This window comes from uncultured Sphingomonas sp. (genome assembly GCF_913062585.1).
Taxonomy (GTDB): Bacteria; Pseudomonadota; Alphaproteobacteria; order Sphingomonadales; family Sphingomonadaceae; genus Sphingomonas.
Window position 1 is genome coordinate 101,760 of record NZ_CAJXWX010000009.1, and the last position, 23,259, is coordinate 125,018.

Below are 23,259 nucleotides of genomic sequence, written 5' to 3' on the forward strand. Positions count from 1 at the left end.
GCCCGAAGCGATACCCCTCCGCGTTCTCCGCGCCTCCGCGCGAACAAAATCTTTTCTACTTCGCGTCCTCGCGGCTTCGCGTGAACCAACACTATAGTCCGACCCGCTTCGCCAGCCACCGCGCCGCCGCCTCGGGGCTTTCCTTCGCCGCGTCATCCCGATCGACCCGGTAATTCGCCTCGCGCATCGCCTCGACCGGAATGCGGTTCAGCATCGGCCGCAGCGCCTCCACGAACTTTGCATCCCCCGCCCGGTCCTTCGCCACCAGCAGTACCGCGTCATAACCGGGGATGGCCCGCTTCGGGTCGCCCAGCACCGTCAGCCGCTCCGCCGCGATCCGCCCGTCCGAGGAAAAGGCCGAGATCACATCCGCCCGCCCGCTCTCCAGCGCGCGGTACATGAAGGTCGGGCTATAGGGCGTCATGCTCGCGAAGCGTAAGCCATAGGCATCGCGCACCGCCGCCCATTCGGGCCGGTCGAGAAACTCCAGGTCGCTGCCCAGCTTCAGTCCCGGCGCGCGCCCTGCCAGATCGGCGAGCGAGCGCACGCCCAGCCGCTGCGCGAGCGGCGCCTTCATCGCAAAGGCATAGGCATTCTCGAACCCCAACGGCCCGAGCATCGCGACGTCGCGCGTCGCTGCCCAGTCCTTCAGCGCATCCAGCATCGCCGCGCGGGGCGGGGAGTCGTGCCGGTGCATCGCGGTCGTCCACAGCGTGCCCGCATAATCGACATAGACATCCACCCGGCCACCCGCTGTCGCCTCGAAGGCCACGGTCGAACCCAGCCCGTCGCGATAGCTGACATCGTAACCTGCATGCGTCAGCCGGTCGCCGATGAGGCGCGCGAGGATATATTGCTCGGAGAAGTTCTTCGCGCCGATCACCACCTGTTGGCGGGCCTGTCCGCCGCGCGGCCAGAGCGGCTGCGTCGCCAGCGCACATCCGAGCGCCAGTGCGATCAACCCGCCGATCCACAGCCCGCGTCGCCGCGTCGCCAGCCCGCGTTCGATCAGCCCGATCAGCGCATCGACCGTCAGCGCCAGCGCGGCGGCGGCGAAACAGCCCGCCAGCACCAGCGCCCAGGCCTGGGTCTGGAGGCCGGCAAAGATCAGGTCGCCGAGCGAGGGCTGCCCCACGGTGGTCGACAGGGTGGCGGCCCCGATCGTCCACACCGCCGCGGTCCGTATCCCCGCCGCCAGCACCGGCGCGACCAGCGGGGCCTCGACCAGCCGCAGCTTTTGCCCCCGCGTCATGCCCACCGCATCGGCGGCCTGCAACACCGCCGGATCGAGGCCGAGCAGTCCCGTCACGCCGTTGCGCAGGATCGGCAGCAGCGCATAGAGCGTCAGCGCCAGAAGCGAGGGCAGGAAGCCCAGCGCGGGTATCCCACCGCCGACCAGCCCCGACAGGCTGAGCAGCACCGGAAAGAAAAGGGCGAGCAACGCCAGCGCCGGGATCGTCTGGACCAGGCTGGCAAAGCCCAGGGCCACGCGCGACAGCCCCGGCCGCCGCGCACAGGCAAAGGCCAGCGGCACGGCGATCAGGATGCCGAGCGCGAGCGCCGCCATACTGACCAGCACATGCTGGGCGAGCAGCGGCGGTACGCGGGCAAGGGCGTCGAGGAATGCGCTCACCGGGCGAGCGCCGCCAGCCGCTCGGCCTGATGCCGGGGCACCGCCATCAGCGCCTGCGCCGCCTCGCCACCCTGCCCGGCGACCAGTTGCGCCGGTGTCGCGTCGGCGACGATCCTGCCCTTTTCCATGACCAGCACGCGCGAGGCGGTCAGCAGCGCCTCGGCCATGTCATGGGTGACGAGCAGGGTGGTCAGTCCCAGCCGCTGGTGCAGCTCGACCAGCCGCCCCGCCACCGCGTCGCGGGTGACGGGATCGAGTGCCCCCAGTGCTTCGTCGAGCAGCAGGATCGGCGGCTCGGTGGCGAGCGCGCGGGCGATCGCCACCCGCTGGCGCTGGCCGCCCGACAGCGCATCGGGCATCCGCTCCGCCACGTCGCGCGGCAGGTCGACCAGATCGAGCAGTTCGCCGACCCGGTTGCCCATCGCGCGCCCGGCGATGCGCAGGCCGATCGCGATATTCGCCGCGACCGTCATGTGCGGGAACAGGCCATGCTGTTGAAAGACATAGCCGATCCGCCGCCGCAATGCCGGCGCCGCCTCCGCGCCGACGTCGCGCCCGTCGATGCGGACATGGCCTTCGTCCGGGTCTTCCAACCGGTTGATCATCCGCAGCAGGGTCGACTTGCCCGATCCCGACGCGCCGACCATCGCGACGAAGGCGTGTCGTTCGATGCTTAGCGAAACCTGATCGACGGCCGCCACCGCGCCGTAGCGGCGGCTGACGCCGTCAAGGATAATCATGGGGTCTGTCGGATCCACGCGGGCCTTAACGCGGGATGGGCGCATTCCGCCTCAACCCGTCATGATTCGGGGCTATGCCTTCCCGACGCCAGGCGATAAGGCGCGTAAAACATGTTCAACAAGCGGCCGCCAAAAGGCCGTCAGGAGAGTAAGATGACCCAGACCGCCAGCCAGGTTCTCGACCGTGTCCTCGTTCTCGAAATGGTGCGCGTGACCGAGGCGGCGGCGATCGCGGCCTCGACCCTGGTCGGGCGCGGCGACGAGAAGGCGGCGGATGCCGCAGCGGTCGAGGCGATGCGTGCCGCGCTCAACGAGCTCGACATGGACGGCACCGTTGTCATCGGCGAGGGCGAGCGTGACGAGGCACCGATGCTGTTCATCGGTGAGAAGGTCGGCACCGGCAACGGCCCCGAAATCGACATTGCGCTCGATCCGCTGGAGGGCACGACCATCTGTGCCAAGGCGGGGCCGAACAGCCTGGCCGTGCTGGCGATCGCCGAGAAGGGGCATCTGCTCAATGCGCCGGACGTCTATATGGAAAAGATCGCGGTCGGCCCCGGCTATCCGGCGGGCGCCATCGACCTGGACCGCAGCCCTAGCGACAATATCCGCGCCATTGCTGAGGCCAAGGGGGTGAAGCCGGGCGACATCACCGTCTGCGTCCTCGACCGGCCGCGTCACGAGGGGCTGATCGCCGAATTGCGCTCGCTCGGCTGTGGCGTGGTGCTGATCGGCGACGGTGACGTGGCGGGCGTGATTGCGACGACCGATCCGGAGACGACGATCGACGTCTATATGGGCTCTGGCGGTGCGCCGGAGGGCGTGCTGGCCTGCGCCGCGCTGCGTTGCGTCGGCGGGCAGTTCAAGGGCCGCCTGCTGTTCCGCAACGACGCCGAGCGCGCGCGGGCGTATAAATGGGGCGTGACCGACCTCGACAAGCAATATGACCTGACCGAGCTGGCGCAGGGCGACTGTATCTTCGCGGCGACCGGCGTGACCGACGGTTCGCTGCTGGCGGGGGTGAAGCGTCATGCGAAGGTGATGACGACCGATAGCGTGGTGATGCGCGCTTCGTCGGGAACGGTACGCTGGGTGAAGGGGCAGCATCGGTTGTGATGGGACGGCGGGATGGTCATTCCCGAAACATCACGAAACCGCCGTTCAGCCTGAGCGAAGTCGAAGGCCAAGCGGCAGGCGTCGCCAGGCCGCGAATGCCGGGCGTGCGCTTCGACTTCGCTCAGCGCGAACGGGCGGGAGAGAGAGAGGGGATGCGGTGATGGGGGGATGTCCCTGATGGCTTCCCCTCTAGCCGCCCTCCTTCTGCTCGCCGCGCTGGTGGGAGTCTGGTGGTTCCAGAAGGGCGACCTGGCCGGATATCGGCGTTTCAAGACGTTGGATGACGGCCATTCGCGGCGGATGCGGTTCCGCTTGTGGCTGGTACGCGCGGCGTTGGTCTTTGCGTTGCCGGTGGTGGTCGGGCTGGCGCTGCTCGGGCGCTTCGGGGAGCTGGCGGCGATGCCGGGCGAGTTCGCCGCGCTGGCGGGCGCGATGCCGCCGATCTTCCGCGATGCCAAGGCGATGGTGCCGATGCTGGTCGGCGGCGCGGTGGGCGGCCTGATCGCGGGCGCGCTGCTGGCGCGGATGCGCGGGCGGCGGACGCTGGGCGATGTTTCGGCGCTGCTGCCCCGCAACCGGCGCGAGCTGAAATATACTGCGACGCTCAGCATCATGGCGGGGGTGAGCGAGGAGGCGTTTTTTCGCCTGTATCTGCCGCTGCTGGTCGCGGTCGTCACCGGGCAGGCATGGATCGGCTTTGCCGCCTCGCTGATCCTGTTCGGGGCGATGCATCGTTATCAGGGCTGGGCGGGGACCCTCGCCACCACCGCGCTGGGGGCGGTGATGACCGGGCTATACCTGATGACCGGCGCGTTATGGGTGGCGATGCTGGTCCACACGTTGGTCGACCTGAACGGGCTGGTCGTGACGCCGCTGATGCGTGGGGTGGGGCGAGCCTGAATTTTCCTCCCCTGTAAGGGGAGGGGGACCAGCGAAGCTGGTGGAGGGGTGTCGCCCTATCGAGAACGGGACACCCCTCCGTCAGGCTTCGCCTGCCACCTCCCCTTGCAGGGGAGGAATGCGTTTAGTTCTTCAGCCGCCAGCCGGTGCGGAAGATCCAGCCGATCCAGGCCAGGCAGGCCAGCAGGAACAGCCCTGTCACCCCCAGGCTGACCCCCGGCGTCACGTCCGAGGTGCCGAAGAAGGTCCAGCGAAAGCCGTTGATGAGGTACACGACCGGGTTGAACAGCGTCACCGTCCTCCACGGTTCGGGCAGGATCTTCACCGAGTAAAAGGCCCCGCCCAGAAAGGTGAGGGGGGTAACGATCAGCAGCGGGATGACCTGCAGCTGCTCGAACCCGCGCGCCCAGATGCCGATGGCGAAGCCGAACAGCGAGAAGGTCACCGCGACCAGCAACAGGTAGAAGAGCATCGCCACCGGGTGCAGGATGCTGAGATCCACGAAAAGATAGGCGGTGGCGAGGATGACGAGGCCGATCACCATCGACTTGCTGGCCGCCGCCCCGACATAGCCCAGCACCGTTTCGATCGGCGACAGCGGTGCGGACAGGATTTCGTACATGGTGCCGGTGAATTTGGGCATGTAGATGCCCAGGCTGGCGTTCAGGATGCTTTCCGAAAAGATCGACAGCAGCATCAGCCCCGGCACGATGAACGCACCGTACGGCACGCCCGAAACCTGGTTCATCGCCGATCCGATCGCGGTACCGAACACCACGAAATACAGCGTCGTGGTGATGACCGGCACCATCAGGCTGGTCCACACCGTCCGCCGGAACCGCGCCATTTCGAAGCGATAGATCGCCCAGATGCCATGCAGGTTCATGCGCGCGTCCCCTCGACCAGATCGACGAAGATATCCTCTAGCGAGGATTTATAGGTTTCCAGATCGACGAACCCGATACCGCTGTCGCCCAGCTTGCGCAGCAGCGAGGGGATGCCGGTATGCTCGGCGCGGGCATCGAAGATATAGCGAAGCCGCTTGCCCTCATCCTCCAGCGTCAATTGCCATTCGGCCAGTTCCGGCGGGATCGCGGCCATCGGCTCGGCCAGCGTCAGCACCATTTCGCGCTTGCCGAGCTTCTTCATCATCTCGGCCTTTTCCTCCACCAAAAGCAGCCGGCCCTTGGCGATCACGCCCACCCGGTCGGCCATTTCCTCGGCCTCCTCGATATAATGGGTGGTCAGGATGATGGTGACGCCGCGTTCCCGCAGGCGGTGGACCAGCTGCCACATGTCGCGGCGCAGCTCGACATCGACGCCCGCCGTCGGCTCGTCGAGGAAGAGAAGGTCGGGTTCGTGGGACAGCGCCTTGGCGATCAGCACGCGGCGCTTCATGCCGCCCGACAGCTCCATCAGCTTGGCGTGGCGCTTGTCCCAGAGCGACAGGTCGCGCAGCACCTGTTCGATATAGGCCGGATTGGGCGCGCGGCCGAACAGGCCCCGGCTGAAATTGACCGTGTCGATGACCCGCTCGAACATGTCGACCGACAGTTCCTGCGGCACCAACCCGATCTTGCGCCGCGCGGTCTTATAGTCGCGAAGCGCGTCATGGCCGTCGACGCGGATGCTCCCCGCCGAAGGGGTGACGATCCCGCAGACGATCGAAATCAGCGTCGTCTTGCCCGCGCCATTGGGCCCGAGCAGCGCAAAGATTTCGCCGCGCCGGATGCTCAGATCGACCGGCTGGAGGGCGGTGACGTCGCCCTTATAGGTCTTGGTCACGCCCTCGACGGACAGGATCGGGTCGGTCATGCGGCAGTTCCCCGTTGCAGGACTGCCGCTTTATCAACCGTTTCGCGCGGCGGCGATGGCCTTTTGCAATTCCTCGATCGGCAGGGCGCCGGACAGGACGCGGTTGCCGACGATCCAGCTGGGCGTGCCGGTCAGGCCCAGCCGCCCGGCGGCCTCCAGATTGCGGGCGATCTCCGCATCCGCCTGGGGCTGGAAGGCGGCCATCTTGCTCATGTCGACGCCCGTCTTGGCGGCGGCGGCGGCGATGGTCGCGTCGCTGACCGGGCCACCGGCATAGAGCGCGTCGTGAAAGGCGGCGAACCTGCCCTGCGCCGCGGCGAGCAGGCTGGCCCGCGCCGCCGCACGGCTGGACGGCGCCAGGATCGGCAGCTCGCGATAGACGATCCGCAGCTTGGGATCGGCCTGTGTCAACTGCTTCAGCAGTGGCAGGCTGGCGCGGCAATAGCCGCAATTATAGTCGTAGAATTCGACCAGCGTCACGTCGCCCTGGGGGTTGCCGGTATAGGCGCTGCCGAACGGCTTGGTCAGGTTGCCGCCGGTCGCCGCCACCGCCTTGCCCTGTTCGCGATCCTGCAGCCGCTGCATCGCCTCAGGGATGACCTCGGGATGGTCGAGCAGATAGGCGCGGACGCTGTCGCCCGATGCGGCATGGGGCGCGACCATGGGCGCCAGCGCCAAGGCGGCGCCGCCGCCGACCAGACCGCCCAAGACCGCCACGGCGGCCAATGTCTTCAGCCCCATCAGCGGCGCTTCTTCTTGGTGCTGGCGGCGGCGTCGGCAGAGGTCATGGCGATATCCTGCGCCCGAATCCATTCGGACGTATTGGGGGTGAGATTGGCCATCGCATAGCGTGCGCTCTGGATGGCGGTGCGGTTGTCGCCCATCATGCTGGCCCGCTCGGCAGTGGCCAGCGCGGCGCGCGGCGTGTCGCCCAGCTCCTCATAGGCGGTGCCGAGCTGGACCCAGGCGAAGGGATTGTCCTCATCGCGCTGCACCGCGACCTTCAGGACCTTCACCGCCTCGGGCAGGTTGCGCTTGTCCTCGGTCGCGATCAGCGCATGGCCGAAGGTCGTGGCGATCAGCGCATTCTGCCCCGATCCCATGGTCGCGGCGCGCAGGGGCGCCAGCGCGTCCTGCGGCCGGCCCGATTCCAGCAGGATCTGGCCCTGGATCTCCTCGAAATAGGGGTCCTTGGGATCCTTGGCGATCAGGGCATTGGCCTCCGCCTCGGCCTTCTCGGGATAGGCGGCCTTGTGATAGGCATAGGCGCGGGCATAATGCGCATAGACGCTCTGGTCGCTGTCCGGGAATTTCTGCAGCGTCGTCTCGGGCGGCGAGACATAGCCGAACAGCTTGGCCTTCACCCGCAGGAACCGTTCCTGCAGGGCCGGGTCGACCGGCTTGTTCCAGGCGGGTGAGCCCTGAAGATCGGCGGTCAGCGACTGGATACGCACGGACGACAGCGGGTGGGTCTGCGCGAACGGATTGATGTTGGTATAGCCGTAGCGATATTGCTGGTTCTGCAGCTTCTTGAAGAAGCTCAGCATCCCCTTGCCGGTGACGCCCGCCGTCGTCAGATAGCGCGCGCCCGCCGCGTCGGCGGCCGATTCCTGGTTGCGGCTGAAGGCGAGGACGTTGTTCATCGCCGCCTGCTGGCCCGCCGCCATCACGCCCATGCCCGCGGCACCGCCGCCCATCGCGACCGCCGCCAGGCCCAGGACCATGGACAGCAGCTGCATCTTCATGGCGGGCTTCATCGCCTGTTCGCTCAGGATCACATGGCCGTCGGCGATGTGGCCGAGTTCGTGCGCGACGACGCCCTGCACCTCGTTCACATTGTCCGCCGCCTGGATCAGCCCCGAATGGACATAGACGATCTGCCCGCCCGCCACGAAGGCGTTGATCGAATCGTCGTTGATCAGGACGATCTTCACGTCGCGCGGGGAGAGCCCGGCCGCCTTGATCATCGGCGCGGCCATGTCGGCGAACAGCGATTCGGTTTCCGCGTCGCGCAGGATCGATTGCGCGGCGGCCGGCTGCGCCCAGAGCAGGGCGGTGGCGGCGAAGGCGGCGATCAGACGCTTCATGCTTCCTCTATCGACGGGTCGGCGGCGGGACACAACCGGCTTTGCGTTTCATGACGCAAGGGGGCGGCTGTGGCACGCGGTGGCTGAACGCCGGACGAACGAGGGAGATGCATGAGGGCGTGACGAGCGACCGGGCGATTGCCGCCTTTCCAGGCGGCCCCGCCACGGTCGCCCGGCGCCAAGGCCTATAGCCGGTAGCCCAGCGACACCATCACGTTGCGTGGGGCGGATACGAAACAGTCGCCGCGGGCCAGGCACGAGGCATAGGCGCGATTGTCGAGCAGATTGGTGGCGTTGACACGCAGGCGCCAGCGGTCGCGCTCCAGCTCGACCAGCGCGTCGACCATCGTGCGGGCGGGCGTGACAAGGGTCCATGCGGCATTGCTCGACACCTGCTCGCCGAGATAGCGCACGCCCGCACCCAGCCGCAGCGTCGCCCAATCGCCCGGGATTGTCTTGGTGCCCCAGGCCGATGCGGTGTGACGCGACAGATAGCCGATCTCGCCCGTGTCGCCATCGACATCGTTGAACCCATAAGCGAGCGACAGGTCGTAATGGTCCGGCAGGGTGCGCGTCGCCTCCACCTCGAACCCCTTGGTGGTCAGCGTGCCGGCCTGAATCTGGCCGAGCGGGTTGGTGGGATCGGTGACGGGCCGGTTGCGTTCCTTGATATGAAAGCCGGTCAGCGTCACCAGCGTGGCCCTGTCCGGCTGCCACTTCACGCCGCCTTCGAACTGCCGGCCGGTCTGCGGGCGGAAGGGAATGCCGGAGGTGGTCCGGCCCGCGATCGGTTGAAAGCTTTCCGTATAGCTGACGAAGGGCGACAGGCCCGCCCCGACCTCGCCGATGATGCCTGCGCGGAAGGTGGTGGCGGTATCGGTGGTATGGCTGGTCGTTCCGGTCGCGGTGTTCAGGCTGGATCCGCGCACCCGGTCGCGCCGCGCGCCCAGTACCACCGACACGCGGTCCCACAGCCGGATCTGATCCTGGACGTAGAGGCCGAGCTGCTTCTGCGTATCGCGGTTGAAAGGGGCGACGAGCGGCGGCTCGACGATCGCGCCATAGTCGATATTGTAGAGGTCGATGATCTGGAACCCGTAATTGTCGCTCTTGCGAACCTGGTTCCAGCTGTAATCGACACCGGCCAGCAGCGTATGCTTGACCGCCGGGCCGGTGTCGAAGCGCCACTGGATATTATTGTCGGTCGAGAACACGTCCAGCCGTGCCAGCGACGATCCTGCATACAGCCCGACGCGCCGCCCGTTGCTGCCCGGTATATAGGGATCGGTCGGATTGCTGTAGCTGTTGACGTAGTGGGTGAAGTAATCGACGTCGCTGTCGATATAGCGCGCCTTCAGGCTGAGCTTCAGGTCGTCGGTAAAGCGGTGCGTGACGATGCCCGACCCCTGCAGCAGCCGTCCGTCATAGCGATCATAGCCCGGCTTGCCGATGAACTGGTAGCGCGGCAGGCGCGGATTGCCGGGATTGTCACGCAGCGTGCCGACGACCGGCAGGAAGTTGGGCGTCGAACCGCTCCGGTCGTCCTGATAGAGGCCAAGCAGGGTGATGTCCGTGCGGGTGCCCGGTCGCCACGTCACGGAGGGTGCGATCATCACCCGGTCGTCCGGGACATGGTCGACATAGGTATCGGCATCGCGGGCCCGCAAGACAACCCGCGCCGCCAGCGTATCGCCCAGCCTGGCGTTCACGTCGGCAAGCACTTCCTTGCGGTCGTAGCTGCCATAGACGAGGTTTAGGTCCGCGCTGTTGGTGAACAGCGGCGTCTTCGACACAAGGTTGATGATCCCGCCGATCGAACCCTGGCCGAACAGAACCGAGGCGGGACCGCGCACCACCTCCACTCGCGAGAAGTTATAGGGGTCGGCGGTGATGCTGGCATAATAGCTGAAGATGTCGCGCATACCGTCGCGGAACTGCAGCGCATTGACGCCTCGTATCGTGAAGGTGTCGACGCGCGTATCGCGCCCATAGGCGTCGGAGTTGACCCCGGCGGCATAGCGGACCGTATCGGCGATGTTGATCGCGCCCTGCGCCAGATAGACGTCATCGGTGATGACGGTGAGCGGCTGCGGCACCTGGATCAGCGGCGTCTCGGTCTTGGTCGCGGCGAACGTCTCGTCCCGGCGGCCTTCGACCAGAATCTCCCGCTGGTCCTCCGCCTTCGTCTCGGCGGACGCGCGGTCGTTGCGATCGTCCGGCGCAGCGGCCGATGCGGGCGAACCGACGAGTGCCGCCAGCGCAACGCCGGCGAGAATGATAGCCTTCATGAATATGTGCCCCCGTTGATATTTCGGAGGCGCAATAATGATAATGATACCGAGTCGCAATATATGTTTTATTGGTGGAAGGCCGGGGGCGGTATTTCCTGAATCGGTCGGAGTCGTATCCGAGGGAAATCGGGCGCTTCGGTCCGATCGACACTCGTTCGGTTCCGGCCCTCCGAAAGAGCTGACTACCGGCTGTGGCAGGACCGGGAATGGCGGGTTGGAACGACGGACCAGGCCCATGGGATGGGCATCCTGGCCCTGGTTCCTTCCGCATTCTCCTGCACCCCAGCGGTTACACCGCCCATGAAAAACGCCCTCCTTCCGCCGGGGAAGGAGGGCGTCTTTGCGCGTGTCGTGAGGGCGGTCAGGCGCCGAAGGTGCGCTGCCACCAGCCGCGACGCGGAGCGTCCGACGAGGGGGTTTCCTCGGTCGCTTCCTCCGCGGGCGCGGGCTCGGCGGCCGGGGCTTCCTCGGCGACCGGTTCGGCGGCGACCTTGGGCGCGGCCTTCTTGCGGACGCGCTTGGGCTTGGCTGGGGCTTGGACCGAGGCTTCGGCCGGCGCTTCCGCCTCAGCCTCGACCACCGGCGCGGCTTCGTCGGCGACCGGCTCGGCGGCGACCTTGGGCGCGGCCTTCTTGCGAACGCGCTTGGGCTTGGCGGGCGCTTCCGGCTCGGCCACTGGAGCTTCGGCCACCGGCGCTTCCTCGGCCACCGGCGTCTCGGTCGCTTCGGTCACGACCGGCGCAGCCTTGCGGGCACGCGGACGGCGGCGGGTCTTGGGGGCCTCGCTCGCCTCGACCTCGGCGATCGCCAGCGGCGTCGTCACCGGAGCGGCGTCGCCCGCCTCGATCGGCTCGGCGATGGTCAGCGGCTCATCCGCCGCATCCTCGTCGGCGGTCGTGTCGGCCCCAGCCTCGATGGCGTCGTTCGCGCCACCTTCGGCCCGACGACCACCCCGGCGACCGCGACGGCCACGACGACGGCGACCGCCTTCGCGCGCTTCGGCGTCGGTCGCTTCGACCGGCTCGGCGGCTTCGTCCTCAGCCACCTCGTCGGCGGTCTCGTCCTCGACCTCGTCCGAGGTTTCTTCACCCTCGGCGCCTTCGCCACCCTCGGCACCGCCACGGTTGCGGCGGCCGCGACGGCGACGGCGGCGCTTGCGGCCGCCGTCGCCGTCTTCGCGCGGTTCACGCTGGGCCGGTGCTTCGGTCACGGCCTCTTCGGCCTCTTCCTCGTCCTCTTCTTCCTCGATCTCGTCGATCAGATCGTCCTCATCCTCCTCGACGGGCAGGAGCATGTCGATCTTGGGCGCATAAGCCGGCGGCGGGCCCGAGGCCTCGACCGTCATGCGCGCACCCTCTTCCTCGCGGTCGGGGATGATCTCGACGGTCACGCCGTAGCGATCCTCGATCTCGGCGATGTCGGCGCGCTTGCGGTTCAGCACATAGACGGCCGCTTCCTGGCTGGCGCGCAGCGTCAGGATCGAGCCGCGACCGCGCGCGGCCTCGTCCTCGATCAGGCGCAGCGCCGACAGGCCCGAGGACGAGGCAGTGCGGACCAGGCCGGTGCCCTCGCAATGCGGGCAGGGGCGGGTCGAGGCTTCGAGCACGCCGGTGCGCAGGCGCTGGCGGCTCATTTCCATCAGGCCGAAGGACGAGATGCGGCCGACCTGGATGCGGGCGCGATCGTTCTTCAGCGCCTCCTTCATCGCCTTCTCGACCTTCCGGACATTGGAATTGTTGTCCATGTCGATGAAGTCGATGACGACGAGGCCCGCCATATCGCGCAGACGCAGCTGGCGCGCGATTTCCTGCGCGGCTTCGAGGTTGGTCGCGGTCGCGGTCTGCTCGATATTATGCTCGCGGGTCGAACGGCCGGAGTTGATGTCGATCGAGACGAGCGCCTCGGTCGGGTTGATGACCAGATAGCCGCCCGACTTCAGCTGGACGACCGGATTATACATCGCGGCCAGCTGGTCCTCGACATGCGCGCGCTGGAACAGCGGCACGGCGTCGGCATATTGCTTCACCCGACGCGCATGGGTCGGCATCAGCAGGCGCATGAATTCCTTCGCCTGGCGATAGCCTTCCTCGCCCTCGACGATCACTTCCTCGATCTCGCGATTATAGATGTCGCGGATCGCGCGCTTGATCAGGTCGCTGTCGCCATAGATCAGCGCGGGCGCCGAGCTGTGCAGCGTCTTCTCGCGAATGCCGTCCCACAGGCGCGCCAGATAGTCGAAGTCGCGCTTAATCTCGGTCTTGGTCCGCTGCAGCCCTGCGGTGCGGACGATGCAGCCCATGGTCGAGGGCAGCGCCAGATCGGCCATGATCGACTTCAGCCGCTTGCGGTCGGCCGCGTTCGAGATCTTCCGGCTGATGCCGCCGCCGTGCGACGTGTTGGGCATCAGCACGCAATAGCGACCGGCCAGCGACAGGTAGGTCGTCAGCGCCGCGCCCTTGTTGCCGCGCTCTTCCTTGACGATCTGGACCAGCAGCACCTGGCGGCGATGAATGACGTCCTGGATCTTGTAGCGGCGGCGCAGATTCTGGCGACGCTGGCGCAACGCCTCGACCTGGTCGTCATTGACGGTCGACTTTTTCGGGCGGGGCGCGGCCTCACCGTCCTCGTCGTCATGGTGGTCGTCGGCATGGTCGCCGTCATCCTCATGATCGTCGTGATCCTCGTCGTCCTCGGCATCGAGTTCGGCGCGAAGGGCGGCCTCTTCGGCGGCGTGTTCGGCCTCTTCGCGCAGCAGGGCTTCGCGATCTTCCTTGGGGATCTGGTAATAGTCGGGGTGGATTTCCGAAAAGGCCAGGAAGCCGTGACGGTTGCCGCCGTAATCGACGAACGCCGCCTGCAGCGACGGTTCGACGCGGGTCACCTTGGCGAGGTAGATATTGCCCTTGAGCTGCTTGCGCTCGGCGGACTCGAAGTCGAATTCCTCGATCCGGTTACCCTTGACGACGGCCACCCGGGTCTCTTCCCGGTGGCGTGCGTCGATCAGCATACGCGTGGTCATTATGAAGTCTCCACGCGCGCGCCGGGCCCTGTGGCAGCCGTCGCGCGCGGTAAATAGGATGGGCGGCGGCGCGGGGCGCCGGTCCGCTGGAAAAAACGGAAAGCGTGCCGCTCTCAGTCGCAGCACCGGCAACGGGGCCGGGGCGGACCCACGACACCGCGATCCCACCGGCAAAGGCCGGTCGGTCAGCGGGGTGGATCATATGCGTCATGCGAGCGTCAACCTGGTTGGCCCGGGCGAGGGTTCTCGCAATCCCGGTCCTGTAGAGATGGCCCCGTCCCGATCGGTTGGGAGAGGTGATCGAGGCCGGGGTCCGATGACGTGCTAGCATCATCGAAACGTTTCCGCAACAGGCGGGAAACCGCCGGTTTTGGCGGCCAAAAAATGCCGAATTGCCGGTTAACCAATGGTTGAAAGCCTGCTGTCAGCCGCGGGCCACTATGCCGACCCTTCGATCCCCAGGATCGCGAAAAAGGGTTTGGGTACGATGGCTTTTCGCTGGACCAGCGGCAGGCGCGCACGGCAATGTGGCCGGGTCGTGCTGATGCTGTTCTCTCTCCTGTTCGGGCTGTTCGCACCCGTCGGTGCATGGGCGGCGACGGTGCAGAAGGTCGTGGTGCGCGGGGCGCAGCTGATCATCCGGTTCGATGCGCCCGTGAAGCGCGCGCGCAGCGTGATGCTGGGCGAGCAGCGCCGGGTGGCGATCGACGTGACCGGCGCCTCGCCAGGACGGCTGAGCGTGCGCAGTGGTGCGGTGCGCGGCCTGGAGCAGACGCTGATCCGGCCCGGCGTCACCCGGCTGACCTTCTCGCTGTCGCAGAGCGCGACGATCTTCGACGGTGGATTCGACGACGACGCACGGCAATTGTCGCTGACGCTGAAACCGGTGAATCAGGGCTATACCCAGGCGAGTTTTGCGGGCGGACTCGATTTCTTCCCGTTCCATTTCCAGCGCAAACCCGCCTACACGCTGACCGTGCCGGTGCCGACTGCGGCGCGCAGCCTGCCGCTGCCGCGCGTCAAGGGCGCCGACAACCGGCCGCTGGTGGTGATCGACGCAGGCCATGGCGGCGTCGATCCCGGCGCGATCAACCCGGTCACGGGCCTGCGCGAAAAGGACGTGACGCTGGCCATCGCCAAGCAGATTCGCGACACGCTGGTCGCGAGTGGCCGGGTGCGCGCCGCTTTGACTCGCGAGGACGACCGCTACATCCTCCACCGCGAGCGTTACGGCATTGCGCGGCGGCTGCACGCCGACCTGTTCATCTCGATCCATTGCGACAGCGCCGGGGCGGGCGAAGCGCGCGGGGCGACCGCCTATACCCTGTCCGACGTCGCCTCCGACAAGGAGGCCGCACGGCTGGCGGCGCGCGAGAACAAGGCGGACGTGATCGCGGGCGTCGACCTAGGGGGCAATAGCGACGTCTCGACCATATTGATCGACCTGACACAGCGCGAGACGATGAACGCCTCGGCCAGCTTCGCGCGCCTGCTGGGCCGCGAGGCGCAGCCGCTGATCCCGGTCAAGCCGACCTTCCACCGCATGGCCTCGCTGATGGTGCTGAAGGCGCCCGACATGCCGTCGATCCTGTTCGAAACGGGCTATATCTCGAACATGCAGGACGCCGCGTTCCTGGACAGCCGCGAAGGTCGCGAGCGGATCGCCAGGGCGGTGCTGCAGGCGGTCGAGGTGCATTTCGCCAGGCGGATGGCGGCGCGATAAACGATCGAAGCCGATATTCTCCGCTGCTCAGGGTATCGCGCGTTCGCCCTCGACGGTCCGATCATGCACCGACTGCAGCCGCAAGACGGGGCCCGGCGGCGTTTGGGCCGCGTCGATGACAGGCGAAATTGCGAGCCATATGAGCACCGCAGCAAATATTCGCAAAGTCGTCGCCATTGCCCCGCCCCTCCATCCCGTCTCGCGCTGCCATGTCGACATGCCATCTCAAGTCGCCATCGGTATGGGCGCTGGCGCGCGACATGGGCTCGATTTCGGTCGCGGATGGCGAAACGGCGGTTGCACCATGGATTTGCCGCACGGTAAGGCTGGCGATCTCCGGCATTTGGCAGGCGGTCGATGGCGTCCAGCAATTATTCTCTTTCGCACAAGAAGGCGCGTACCATCCGGTGGATGGGCATGGGCTTCCTGTTGATCGCCCTGATGCTGGTTGTGTCCACGGCCACCAACAGTCTCGTTCCGGGCATGTCGATCGAGTGCGACCTGCCACGGCCCTGCCATGACGCCTCCGATCCGATGAACCTGCTGCCCGACGCATCGCGCGCTGCGGTTCGCGCCGATCCCGTCATGCATCGGCACTATGTCGATTGGGTCGCGAGGCCCGGCGTGCGGATCGCGCTGGCGGTGGTCAACCTGATCGCGTTCGGTCCGACCACCGCCTTGTTGCTGTCGCTTGGCATGGCATTCCGGATGATGGGGCGCCAGGGCGGGCAGGGGCTGGTCCGCGCCTTGCCGTGGTTGCGGTGGGCCTGCCGAGCCGCGATCCTGTTGGCGGTGACGCAGTTGCTCAAACAGTTCCTACTGTCCGCGGTGCTCCTGCTCGGTGTCGATCGGCCCACGCTGCTGGACTTCACGATCGACTTCAACATAACGCTGCTCCCGCTGTTGATGGCCAGCGCCGCCTATGCCACCGTCTGGGCGCTTCGGGCCGGGATGCGCGCGGAGGAGGACTTGGCGCGCTTCGTCTGATCGCGACGCGCTCTGGCTCCCCTGGCGCGATCGGCGTAAAGGCGCGGACATGATCCGTGTCTGTGCCCTGTATCGTTTCGCCGCATTTCCCGACCCCGCCGCGCTGCGCGCGCCGCTTCTGGCGGTCGCCGAGGCGAACGGTATCCGGGGCACGCTGCTGCTGGCGGACGAAGGGATCAACGGCACCGTGGCGGGCGCCCATGACGCGATCGAGGCGCTGCTGGATCATATCCGCACGCTGCCGGGTTGCGCCGATCTGGATTACAAGGACTCCGGCGCGGAGACGATGCCATTCCACCGGATGAAGGTGCGGTTGAAGCGTGAGATCGTGTCGATGGGCGTGGACGGGATCGACCCGACGCGGGAGGTCGGCACCTATGTCGCGGGCGCGGAATGGAATGCGCTGATCGCCGATCCGGGCACGCTGTTGATCGACACGCGCAACGATTATGAGGTGGCGATCGGCACGTTCGACGGTGCGGTCGATCCCGGGACGAAGAGTTTCCGCGACTTTCCCGGCTGGTTCCGCGCGCATCGCGACGAACTGATGGCGGGCAAGTCCAAGGTCGCGATGTTCTGCACCGGCGGCATACGCTGCGAAAAGGCGACCGCGTTCCTGAAGGCGGAAGGGGTCGCGGACGTCTTCCACCTCGACGGCGGCATCCTGAAATATCTGGAGACGGTCCCTGAGGAGCAGAGCCGCTGGAACGGCGAATGTTTCGTCTTCGACGCGCGCGTGGCGGTGGGGCATGGGCTGGCGCAAGGGTCTCATGGCCTGTGCCATGGCTGTCGGATGCCGGTCGGGCCGGAGGATCGCGCCTCGCCGCTTTATGTGGAGGGGGTGAGCTGCCCCGCCTGCCACGGCACGCGCGACGCCGAGCGGCTGGCGGCCTATGCCGAGCGGCATCGGCAGGAGGCGCTGGCGGCGGCGCGAGGGCAGGCGCATGTCGGCGCGCGCTATCCGGGACCGGACGAACCGCGCGACGAACCGCCCGCCGCCTGACGCCAAGCGGGTGGCAAGCGCGGGGGAACCTGCTACACGAACGCCCGAAAAGCCATGGCCGTCGATAGCTCCATCCCGTCCGCTCCGCCCGAAACGCCGCGTCGCCCGCTCTGGCGCCGCTGGTGGGTGCGGCTGTTCGCGGTCCTCGCGCTGCTGGCCGCGATCGGGGCGGGGGTGTTCTGGTTCGTCTTCATCCGCGACCTGCCTTCGGTCGATGCGCTGAAGGCCTATGAGCCGCCTCTGCCCACCCATGTGCGCGGCAATGACGGCACGCCGATCCAGTCCTATGCGCGCGAACGCCGGGTCGAGCTGTCGTTCAACGAATATCCGCCACTTCTCGTCCGCGCCTTCCTGGCGGCCGAGGACAAGAGCTTCTTCGAGCATGGCGGCGTCGATTATCCCGGCCTGGCGGGCGCGGTCATCGACTATGCCAAAAAATGGGGCACCGGGCGGCGCGCGCGCGGCGGATCGACCATCACGCAGCAGGTCGCCAAGAACCTGCTGATCGGCGACGCCTATTCGCCGACCCGCAAGGTCAAGGAGGCGATCCTCGCCTATAAGATCGAGGATACGCTGACCAAGCAGCAGATCCTGGAGCTATATCTCAACCAGATCGCGCTGGGACGAAACGCCTTCGGTGTCGAGGCGGCGGCCCATGCCTATTTCGACAAGGAACTGAACGAGCTGACGCTTGGCCAGATGGCCTATCTGGCGCTGCTGCCCAAGGGGCCCGCCAATTACGACCCCATCCGCCATGCCGACCGTGCGCTCGAGCGGCGCGCCTATGTGCTGCGCGAGATGCTGTCGAACAACTTCATCACCCGCGCGCAATATGACGCCGCGATGGCCGAGCCGCTGGGCACGGTGCTGCGTCGCACCCCCAAATATGCGCAGGTCGGCGGCTATTTCGTCGAGGAACTGCGCCGCCAGCTGATTAAGCGCTATGGCGAAAAGGCCGAGAGCGGGCCGAACAGCGTCTATGACGGCGGGCTGTGGGTGCGCAGCTCGCTCGACACGCGGTTGCAGGACCTGGCGGCCGAGGCGCTGCGCGACGGGCTGGTCCGGTTCGAGGGCGGGCGCGGCTGGTCCGGGCCGATCCGGCACGAGGAGATCGACGACACCAACTGGCAACAGGCGCTGCTGAACACCAATATCGCGCTCGACTATCGCGACTGGCGGGCCGGGATCGTCACCGCCAAGGACAGTGGCGAGGCCACGATCGGCTTCGCCAATGGCCGCACCGGCACCTTGCCCCGCAGCTTCGCGCAGATGCCGCGCCGGGGCACGGCGGCGACCGCGTTCAGCGCGCTGAAGGTCGGCGACATCGTCGCCGTCTCGCCCGCGGGCGACCAGTTCCAGCTGCGCTCGATCCCGCGCATCTCGGGCGGTTTCGTGGTCGAGGAGCCCGCGACAGGGCGCGTCCTGGCCATGCAGGGCGGCTTCGACGCGCGGCTCCAGGCATTCAACCGCGCGACCCAGGCCGAGCGCCAGCCGGGATCGACGATCAAGCCGATCGTCTATTCTGCCGCGCTCGACCAGGGCATGACGCCCGCCTCGATCATCGTCGACGGGCCCTTCTGTATCGACCAGGGTGCGGGGCTGGGCACCAAATGCTTCCGCAATTTCGGCAATTCGGCCGGCGCGGGTCCGCACACCATGCGCTGGGGTATCGAGCAGTCGCGCAACCTGATGACGGTGCGGACGGCCTCGACCGTCGGCATGAAGAACGTCGTCGCGATGATCAAGCAGATGGGGATCGGCGATTTCCCGCCCTATCTCGCCTATGCGCTGGGCGCGGGCGAGACGACCGTGGGGCAGATGGTCAACGCCTATGCGATCCTGGCCAATAACGGGCGGGGCGGCGACCCGACGCTGATCGACTTCGTCCAGGACCGGCATGGCAAGGTGATCTGGCCGGAGAATTGGCACGCTTGCGACCGGTGCAATGCCGCCGATTATGACGGCAAGCCGATGCCGCGTCCGGTCAGCCGCCAGCGTCAGGTCATGGACGCGATGACCGCGTACCAGATGGTCCATATCACCGAGGGCGTGATCCAGCGCGGCACCGCCACCGGCCTGCGCGACCTGGACCGCCCGATGTTCGGCAAGACCGGCACCAATAACGGTCCGACCGATGTGTGGTTCGTCGGCGGCACCCCGCAATTCGTCGGCGGCCTCTATATCGGCTATGACAGCCCGCATTCGCTGGGCGGCTTCGCGCAGGGCGGCACGGTCGCGGTACCGATCTTCCACCAGTTTGCCGAAAAGGCCTATGAGGGGCTCGACAAGCTGCCCTTCCGCGCCGCGCCCGGCATCCGCATGGTCCGCATCGACCGGGCGAGCGGGCGGCCGGTCTATGGCACCTTCCCGACCGGCGACGATCCCAAGCCCGCCGTGATCTGGGAAGCGTTCAAGCCCGAGAGCGAGCCGCGCCGCCGGGCTCGCCGGAACGCCGAGGCCGCCGCCGCGCCTGCCACGCCCACCGGCCCGGCGACCCCTGCGCCGCCGCGCGACAGCGATTTCTTGCAAAGGGAAGGCGGAATCTACTAGCCCGCTTCCCATATTCGTCTTTTCCCGTTCCCGATGGACGGCGTACGACCGATTTTTGGAGAATACCCATGCGCGCTGAAGCGCAGGCTCATGTCGACACGATCAAGGATGCCCTGGAGCTGCTGCGCCGCTTCCTCGACTGGGACCGCGCGCTGCGCCGCCTGGACGAGCTGAACGCGCGCGTCGAGGATCAGGCGCTGTGGAACGATCCCAAACAGGCCCAGGCCGTGATGCGCGAGCGTCGCCGCCTGGACGAGGCGATCACCGCCACCCGCGCCATCGAGAACGAGCTGTCGGGCACGGTCGAGCTGATCGAGCTGGCCGAGATGGAGGGCGACGAGGAGCTGGAGAAGGAAGCCGTCACCAGCCTGGGCGAACTGGCCAAGCGCGCCGAGGCCGACAAGGTCAAGGCGCTGCTGGCCGGTGAAGCGGACGCCAACGACACCTATCTGGAAATCAACGCGGGCGCGGGCGGCACCGAGAGCCAGGACTGGGCCGGGATGCTCCAGCGCATGTATACGCGCTGGGCCGAGCGGCACGGCATGAAGGTCGAGCTGATCGACTTCCACGCGGGCGAGCAGGCCGGGATCAAGTCGGCGACGCTGCTGGTCAAGGGCGAGAATGCCTATGGCTATGCCAAGACCGAGTCGGGCGTGCATCGTCTGGTGCGGATCAGCCCCTACGACTCCGCCGCGCGCCGCCACACCAGCTTTTCGAGCGTCTGGGTCTATCCGGTGATCGACGACAATATCGAGGTCGAGATCAACGAGAGCGAGCTGCGCATCGACACCTATCGTGCATCGGGTGCGGGTGGTCAGCACATCAACACGACCGACTCGGCGGTGCGCATCACCCATTTGCCGACCGGCATCGTGGTGCAGTGCCAGAACCAGCGGTCGCAGCACAAGAACAAGGCCGAGGCCTATAACCAGCTTCGCGCCCGCCTGTACGAGCGCGAACTGGCCGAGCGCGAGGCGGCGGCCAATGCGCAGAACGCGACCAAGACCGATATCGGCTGGGGCCACCAGATCCGCTCCTATGTCCTCCAGCCCTATCAGCTGGTGAAGGACCTTCGGACGGGCGTGACCTCGACCGCGCCGGGCGACGTGCTGGACGGCGATCTCGACTCGTTCATGGCCGCGGCCCTGTCGCAGCGTGTGACCGGCGAGGCGGTCGCCGTGGAGGATGTCGAGTAAGATGCGCACGCGGGGGGCTGAAGCCATCTTGGCGGCGGCACTGGTCATCGCGCTGGGGGGCGCGGTGGCGGGCTGCGACGGATCGAAGCCGCTCATCCCGCACAAGGATGAGGAGGAGAAGGTCGGCCCCTTTCCGGCGGCCGATCGTCCGGTCGCCGATGTCGTGTCGTCACGCTGGTCGAGCGAGGATGCCCGCGACCGGCTGCGCGAGGCGGACCAGGTCATGGACCGGGCGCATATCCGCCCTGGCATGACGGTCGCCGATATCGGCGCGGGCGAGGGCTATTACACCGTCCGCCTGGCGCAGCGGGTCGGCAAGACCGGCCGCGTGCTGGCCGAGGACATCGTCGCCGCCTGGCGCGACCGGCTGGCCGAGCGTGTCTCGCGCGAGCGGCTGGACAATGTCAGCGTCCGGCTGGGCGAACCCGCCGATCCCAAGCTGCCGCCGAGCAGCTTCGACCGCGTCCTCATGGTGCATATGTATCACGAGATCGACCAGCCCTATGAGTTTCTCTGGCGGCTGTTTCCCGCGCTGAAGCCCGATGGGCTGGTCGTGGTGGTCGATGCGGACCGCCAGACCAAGGCGCACGGCACCCCGCCCGCGCTGTTGAAATGCGAGTTCGCGGCGGTCGGCTTTACCCAGGTGTCGATCGAGAACATGCCCTCGGCGGGCGGCTATCTGGCGACCTTCCGCGCCAACGGCCCGCGTCCCGAACCCAGTGCGATCCGGCCGTGCCGTACGGAGGATAATTGACATCCTTCCCTGCCGGGGAAGGCGCGCAGGCCAATCGTCATCGGTGCCACGACAAATCTGGAACATGACAGATTTTTCATGCATTGATCGGGTATCGGCCCGACCTGGTGCCGATAGGCCACCGGCCACATAAGCCGGGGCTCCGCAGAAGGAGATGATGATGAACATGCTTTTGATCGCCGGGCTCGCGCTCGGTGGTGCTGTCGCGTCGGACGGGGCGCTGGAACACCATGTCCGAATGGACCATCATTCCGGTCCCGTCGCGGTCCGCTACAACGCCGACATCGGCGTGACGCACAAGCAGATCGGCGCGGTCGCGACCGGCGGCCGCCCGTCGACCCTGCGCTGCCTGTGGAGCGCGAACGTCACCGTCCACCGCGAGGCGCGCGGGGCGAACGGCGCGACCCTGATGCGTAGCGCCGCACGTGACGGCGTGATCGCGGGCAGCCGCCCCGGCTGGTGCAGCACCCACCGCGCCGCGATCGCCCAAGAGGTGGCCGCCCGGCAGGACGCGGTGCGCGATCACGTCCAGGCGGTCGCCCGGGACGATCACGAGCGCTTGCGCGCCGAGATGGATCGCCTTTATGCCGAGACGCGCGCCGGATGATCTTGCGCAGCATCGTGTCTGTCGCCCTTCTGGGCGGCGCCATGGCCTCGCCGCTCCTCGCGCAGGAGCGGCCTTTGCTGGGCGTCGAGCTGAACAGCGATGAAAATCGCCGGGGACTGAGCTGGAGCGGGGGGCGGCTATCGCCCTCCGCCGATATCTTCGCGAGCCAGGGGCCGATCGAGGCGAGCGGCCGGATCGTCGCCTTGCGCGATTCGGCCCGGCATGGCGGCGCCGATGTGGTGGGCGACCTGAGCCTCGGTGCGAGCACGCTCGTCGGCCCGGTGACGCTGCGCGGTCGCGTGACCGGGCATTTGTTCGGTGGTGCGGGCTTCGACGCCGATTATGTCGAGTTGGGCGGATCCGCCGCCTATACGCTGGGACCCGTGCAGGTCGACGCGGGCGCCGATTACGCACCGTCGCAAAGCGCGATCGGCGGCGATAACCTGTATCTTCATGCCGGAGCGCAGACGGGGATTCCGGGTACGCCCTGGACGGTGCTGGCCGGGATCGGCCGGTCGACGGGCACGACCGACGACCCGGCGCGTGCCGCGCGGTTGCGGCCCGGTGGCGAATATACCGACTGGCGACTGGGCGTGGAGCATATCACCGGGCCGGTGACGCTGGGCCTGGACTATGTCGGCACCGATGTGTCGGAGCGGGCGGCGTCGATCTACCCCCTGGCCGATGCACGCCATGCGGGCGACCGGATCGTCGGCCGGGTGCGATTCGGCTTCTAAATCGCGCCGGCCGCTCACTCCCTTCCCGCAGGCGGGAGGGGCTGGGGAGGGCCTCTCCCCCCCGTGCCGTGTCGCCCGCGGCCAGGCCCCCACCCCAAACC

18 protein-coding genes are annotated in these 23,259 nt (G+C 67.3%); 10 read left to right on the forward strand and 8 right to left on the reverse strand.

All coding sequences use genetic code 11. The features are described 5' to 3' along the window. Positions 1 to 91: 91 nt before the first annotated feature. Both QZ546_RS08380 and QZ546_RS08385 read right to left on the reverse strand, forming a co-directional pair. Positions 92 to 1,633: a glycine betaine ABC transporter substrate-binding protein gene (locus QZ546_RS08380; RefSeq protein ID WP_294236136.1), complete on the reverse strand. Its 1,542-nt coding sequence runs from the start codon at positions 1,631 to 1,633 to the stop codon at positions 92 to 94. Beyond that, entirely contained in the window at positions 1,630 to 2,373 is a 744-nt protein-coding gene (locus QZ546_RS08385; RefSeq protein WP_294236137.1) for an ATP-binding cassette domain-containing protein, read from the reverse strand. The genes QZ546_RS08380 and QZ546_RS08385 overlap by 4 nt, the downstream gene beginning before the upstream one ends. A gap of 153 nt (positions 2,374 to 2,526) precedes the next feature. Here QZ546_RS08385 and glpX point away from each other — a divergent pair, with 153 nt between their 5' ends. Continuing rightward, the gene (glpX, locus tag QZ546_RS08390; protein ID WP_294236138.1) at positions 2,527 to 3,489 is read left to right on the forward strand and encodes a class II fructose-bisphosphatase; all 963 of its coding nucleotides are present in this window, start codon (positions 2,527 to 2,529) and stop codon (positions 3,487 to 3,489) included. A gap of 177 nt (positions 3,490 to 3,666) precedes the next feature. Then, positions 3,667 to 4,389: a CPBP family intramembrane glutamic endopeptidase gene (locus tag QZ546_RS08395; protein WP_294236139.1), complete on the forward strand. Its 723-nt coding sequence runs from the start codon at positions 3,667 to 3,669 to the stop codon at positions 4,387 to 4,389. A 124-nt stretch (positions 4,390 to 4,513) separates the two neighbouring features. On the opposite strand, the gene QZ546_RS08400 is transcribed toward QZ546_RS08395, so the two are convergent. From QZ546_RS08400 to QZ546_RS08425, 6 genes are all read right to left on the reverse strand, one after another. After that, on the reverse strand, positions 4,514 to 5,275 hold the full coding sequence (locus tag QZ546_RS08400) for an ABC transporter permease (RefSeq protein ID WP_294236140.1): 762 nt from the start codon (positions 5,273 to 5,275) through the stop codon (positions 4,514 to 4,516). Next, on the reverse strand, positions 5,272 to 6,204 hold the full coding sequence (locus QZ546_RS08405) for an ABC transporter ATP-binding protein (RefSeq protein WP_294236141.1): 933 nt from the start codon (positions 6,202 to 6,204) through the stop codon (positions 5,272 to 5,274). The genes QZ546_RS08400 and QZ546_RS08405 overlap by 4 nt, the downstream gene beginning before the upstream one ends. Before the next feature lie 33 nt (positions 6,205 to 6,237). Then, positions 6,238 to 6,945 (reverse strand): DsbA family protein, encoded by a 708-nt coding sequence (locus tag QZ546_RS08410; protein ID WP_294236142.1) that lies wholly within the window; start codon positions 6,943 to 6,945, stop codon positions 6,238 to 6,240. Beyond that, the gene (locus QZ546_RS08415) at positions 6,945 to 8,291 is read right to left on the reverse strand and encodes a M48 family metalloprotease (protein WP_294236143.1); all 1,347 of its coding nucleotides are present in this window, start codon (positions 8,289 to 8,291) and stop codon (positions 6,945 to 6,947) included. Before QZ546_RS08415 ends, QZ546_RS08410 begins: the two co-directional genes overlap by 1 nt. A 185-nt stretch (positions 8,292 to 8,476) precedes the next feature. Further along, positions 8,477 to 10,579, reverse strand: coding sequence for a TonB-dependent siderophore receptor (locus QZ546_RS08420; protein ID WP_294236144.1), 2,103 nt, complete (start codon positions 10,577 to 10,579; stop codon positions 8,477 to 8,479). A gap of 364 nt (positions 10,580 to 10,943) precedes the next feature. Beyond that, positions 10,944 to 13,601 carry an Rne/Rng family ribonuclease gene (locus QZ546_RS08425; RefSeq protein ID WP_294236145.1) on the reverse strand — a complete coding sequence of 886 codons (2,658 nt, stop codon included), beginning with the start codon at positions 13,599 to 13,601 and terminating at the stop codon, positions 10,944 to 10,946. A gap of 487 nt (positions 13,602 to 14,088) precedes the next feature. Between QZ546_RS08425 and QZ546_RS08430 the strand changes: the two genes are divergently transcribed. The 8 genes from QZ546_RS08430 (at position 14,089) to QZ546_RS08465 (ending at position 23,158) form a co-directional block, all read left to right on the forward strand. After that, on the forward strand, positions 14,089 to 15,324 hold the full coding sequence (locus QZ546_RS08430) for an N-acetylmuramoyl-L-alanine amidase (RefSeq protein WP_294236146.1): 1,236 nt from the start codon (positions 14,089 to 14,091) through the stop codon (positions 15,322 to 15,324). A gap of 357 nt (positions 15,325 to 15,681) precedes the next feature. After that, positions 15,682 to 16,311: a hypothetical protein gene (locus QZ546_RS08435; RefSeq protein ID WP_294236147.1), complete on the forward strand. Its 630-nt coding sequence runs from the start codon at positions 15,682 to 15,684 to the stop codon at positions 16,309 to 16,311. Positions 16,312 to 16,360: 49 nt separating this feature from the next. Beyond that, positions 16,361 to 17,314 carry a rhodanese-related sulfurtransferase gene (locus QZ546_RS08440; RefSeq protein ID WP_294236148.1) on the forward strand — a complete coding sequence of 318 codons (954 nt, stop codon included), beginning with the start codon at positions 16,361 to 16,363 and terminating at the stop codon, positions 17,312 to 17,314. A gap of 54 nt (positions 17,315 to 17,368) precedes the next feature. Continuing rightward, on the forward strand, positions 17,369 to 19,864 hold the full coding sequence (locus QZ546_RS08445) for a transglycosylase domain-containing protein (RefSeq protein WP_294236149.1): 2,496 nt from the start codon (positions 17,369 to 17,371) through the stop codon (positions 19,862 to 19,864). Between the two features lie 68 nt (positions 19,865 to 19,932). Beyond that, the gene (prfB, locus tag QZ546_RS08450) at positions 19,933 to 21,060 is read left to right on the forward strand and encodes a peptide chain release factor 2 (protein ID WP_294236150.1); all 1,128 of its coding nucleotides are present in this window, start codon (positions 19,933 to 19,935) and stop codon (positions 21,058 to 21,060) included. Between the two features lies 1 nt (position 21,061). Continuing rightward, on the forward strand, positions 21,062 to 21,814 hold the full coding sequence (locus QZ546_RS08455; protein WP_294236151.1) for a class I SAM-dependent methyltransferase: 753 nt from the start codon (positions 21,062 to 21,064) through the stop codon (positions 21,812 to 21,814). A 160-nt stretch (positions 21,815 to 21,974) separates the two neighbouring features. Beyond that, the gene (locus tag QZ546_RS08460; protein WP_294236152.1) at positions 21,975 to 22,421 is read left to right on the forward strand and encodes a hypothetical protein; all 447 of its coding nucleotides are present in this window, start codon (positions 21,975 to 21,977) and stop codon (positions 22,419 to 22,421) included. Next, positions 22,418 to 23,158 (forward strand): TorF family putative porin, encoded by a 741-nt coding sequence (locus tag QZ546_RS08465; protein WP_294236153.1) that lies wholly within the window; start codon positions 22,418 to 22,420, stop codon positions 23,156 to 23,158. The genes QZ546_RS08460 and QZ546_RS08465 overlap by 4 nt, the downstream gene beginning before the upstream one ends. Positions 23,159 to 23,259: the final 101 nt, after the last annotated feature.

What these genes read in the sequence shown, in the direction of transcription:
- QZ546_RS08385 (WP_294236137.1), bottom strand. Translation starts at nt 2,373, where the DNA reads ATGATTATCCTTGACGGCGTCAGCCGCCGCTACGGCGCGGTGGCGGCC.
- glpX (WP_294236138.1), top strand. Translation starts at nt 2,527, where the DNA reads ATGACCCAGACCGCCAGCCAGGTTCTCGACCGTGTCCTCGTTCTCGAA.
- QZ546_RS08395 (WP_294236139.1), top strand. Translation starts at nt 3,667, where the DNA reads ATGGCTTCCCCTCTAGCCGCCCTCCTTCTGCTCGCCGCGCTGGTGGGA.
- QZ546_RS08400 (WP_294236140.1), bottom strand. Translation starts at nt 5,275, where the DNA reads ATGAACCTGCATGGCATCTGGGCGATCTATCGCTTCGAAATGGCGCGG.
- QZ546_RS08405 (WP_294236141.1), bottom strand. Translation starts at nt 6,204, where the DNA reads ATGACCGACCCGATCCTGTCCGTCGAGGGCGTGACCAAGACCTATAAG.
- QZ546_RS08410 (WP_294236142.1), bottom strand. Translation starts at nt 6,945, where the DNA reads ATGGGGCTGAAGACATTGGCCGCCGTGGCGGTCTTGGGCGGTCTGGTC.
- QZ546_RS08415 (WP_294236143.1), bottom strand. Translation starts at nt 8,291, where the DNA reads ATGAAGCGTCTGATCGCCGCCTTCGCCGCCACCGCCCTGCTCTGGGCG.
- QZ546_RS08420 (WP_294236144.1), bottom strand. Translation starts at nt 10,579, where the DNA reads ATGAAGGCTATCATTCTCGCCGGCGTTGCGCTGGCGGCACTCGTCGGT.
- QZ546_RS08425 (WP_294236145.1), bottom strand. Translation starts at nt 13,601, where the DNA reads ATGACCACGCGTATGCTGATCGACGCACGCCACCGGGAAGAGACCCGG.
- QZ546_RS08430 (WP_294236146.1), top strand. Translation starts at nt 14,089, where the DNA reads ATGGCTTTTCGCTGGACCAGCGGCAGGCGCGCACGGCAATGTGGCCGG.
- QZ546_RS08435 (WP_294236147.1), top strand. Translation starts at nt 15,682, where the DNA reads ATGGCGTCCAGCAATTATTCTCTTTCGCACAAGAAGGCGCGTACCATC.
- QZ546_RS08440 (WP_294236148.1), top strand. Translation starts at nt 16,361, where the DNA reads ATGATCCGTGTCTGTGCCCTGTATCGTTTCGCCGCATTTCCCGACCCC.
- QZ546_RS08445 (WP_294236149.1), top strand. Translation starts at nt 17,369, where the DNA reads ATGGCCGTCGATAGCTCCATCCCGTCCGCTCCGCCCGAAACGCCGCGT.
- prfB (WP_294236150.1), top strand. Translation starts at nt 19,933, where the DNA reads ATGCGCGCTGAAGCGCAGGCTCATGTCGACACGATCAAGGATGCCCTG.
- QZ546_RS08455 (WP_294236151.1), top strand. Translation starts at nt 21,062, where the DNA reads ATGCGCACGCGGGGGGCTGAAGCCATCTTGGCGGCGGCACTGGTCATC.
- QZ546_RS08460 (WP_294236152.1), top strand. Translation starts at nt 21,975, where the DNA reads ATGAACATGCTTTTGATCGCCGGGCTCGCGCTCGGTGGTGCTGTCGCG.
- QZ546_RS08465 (WP_294236153.1), top strand. Translation starts at nt 22,418, where the DNA reads ATGATCTTGCGCAGCATCGTGTCTGTCGCCCTTCTGGGCGGCGCCATG.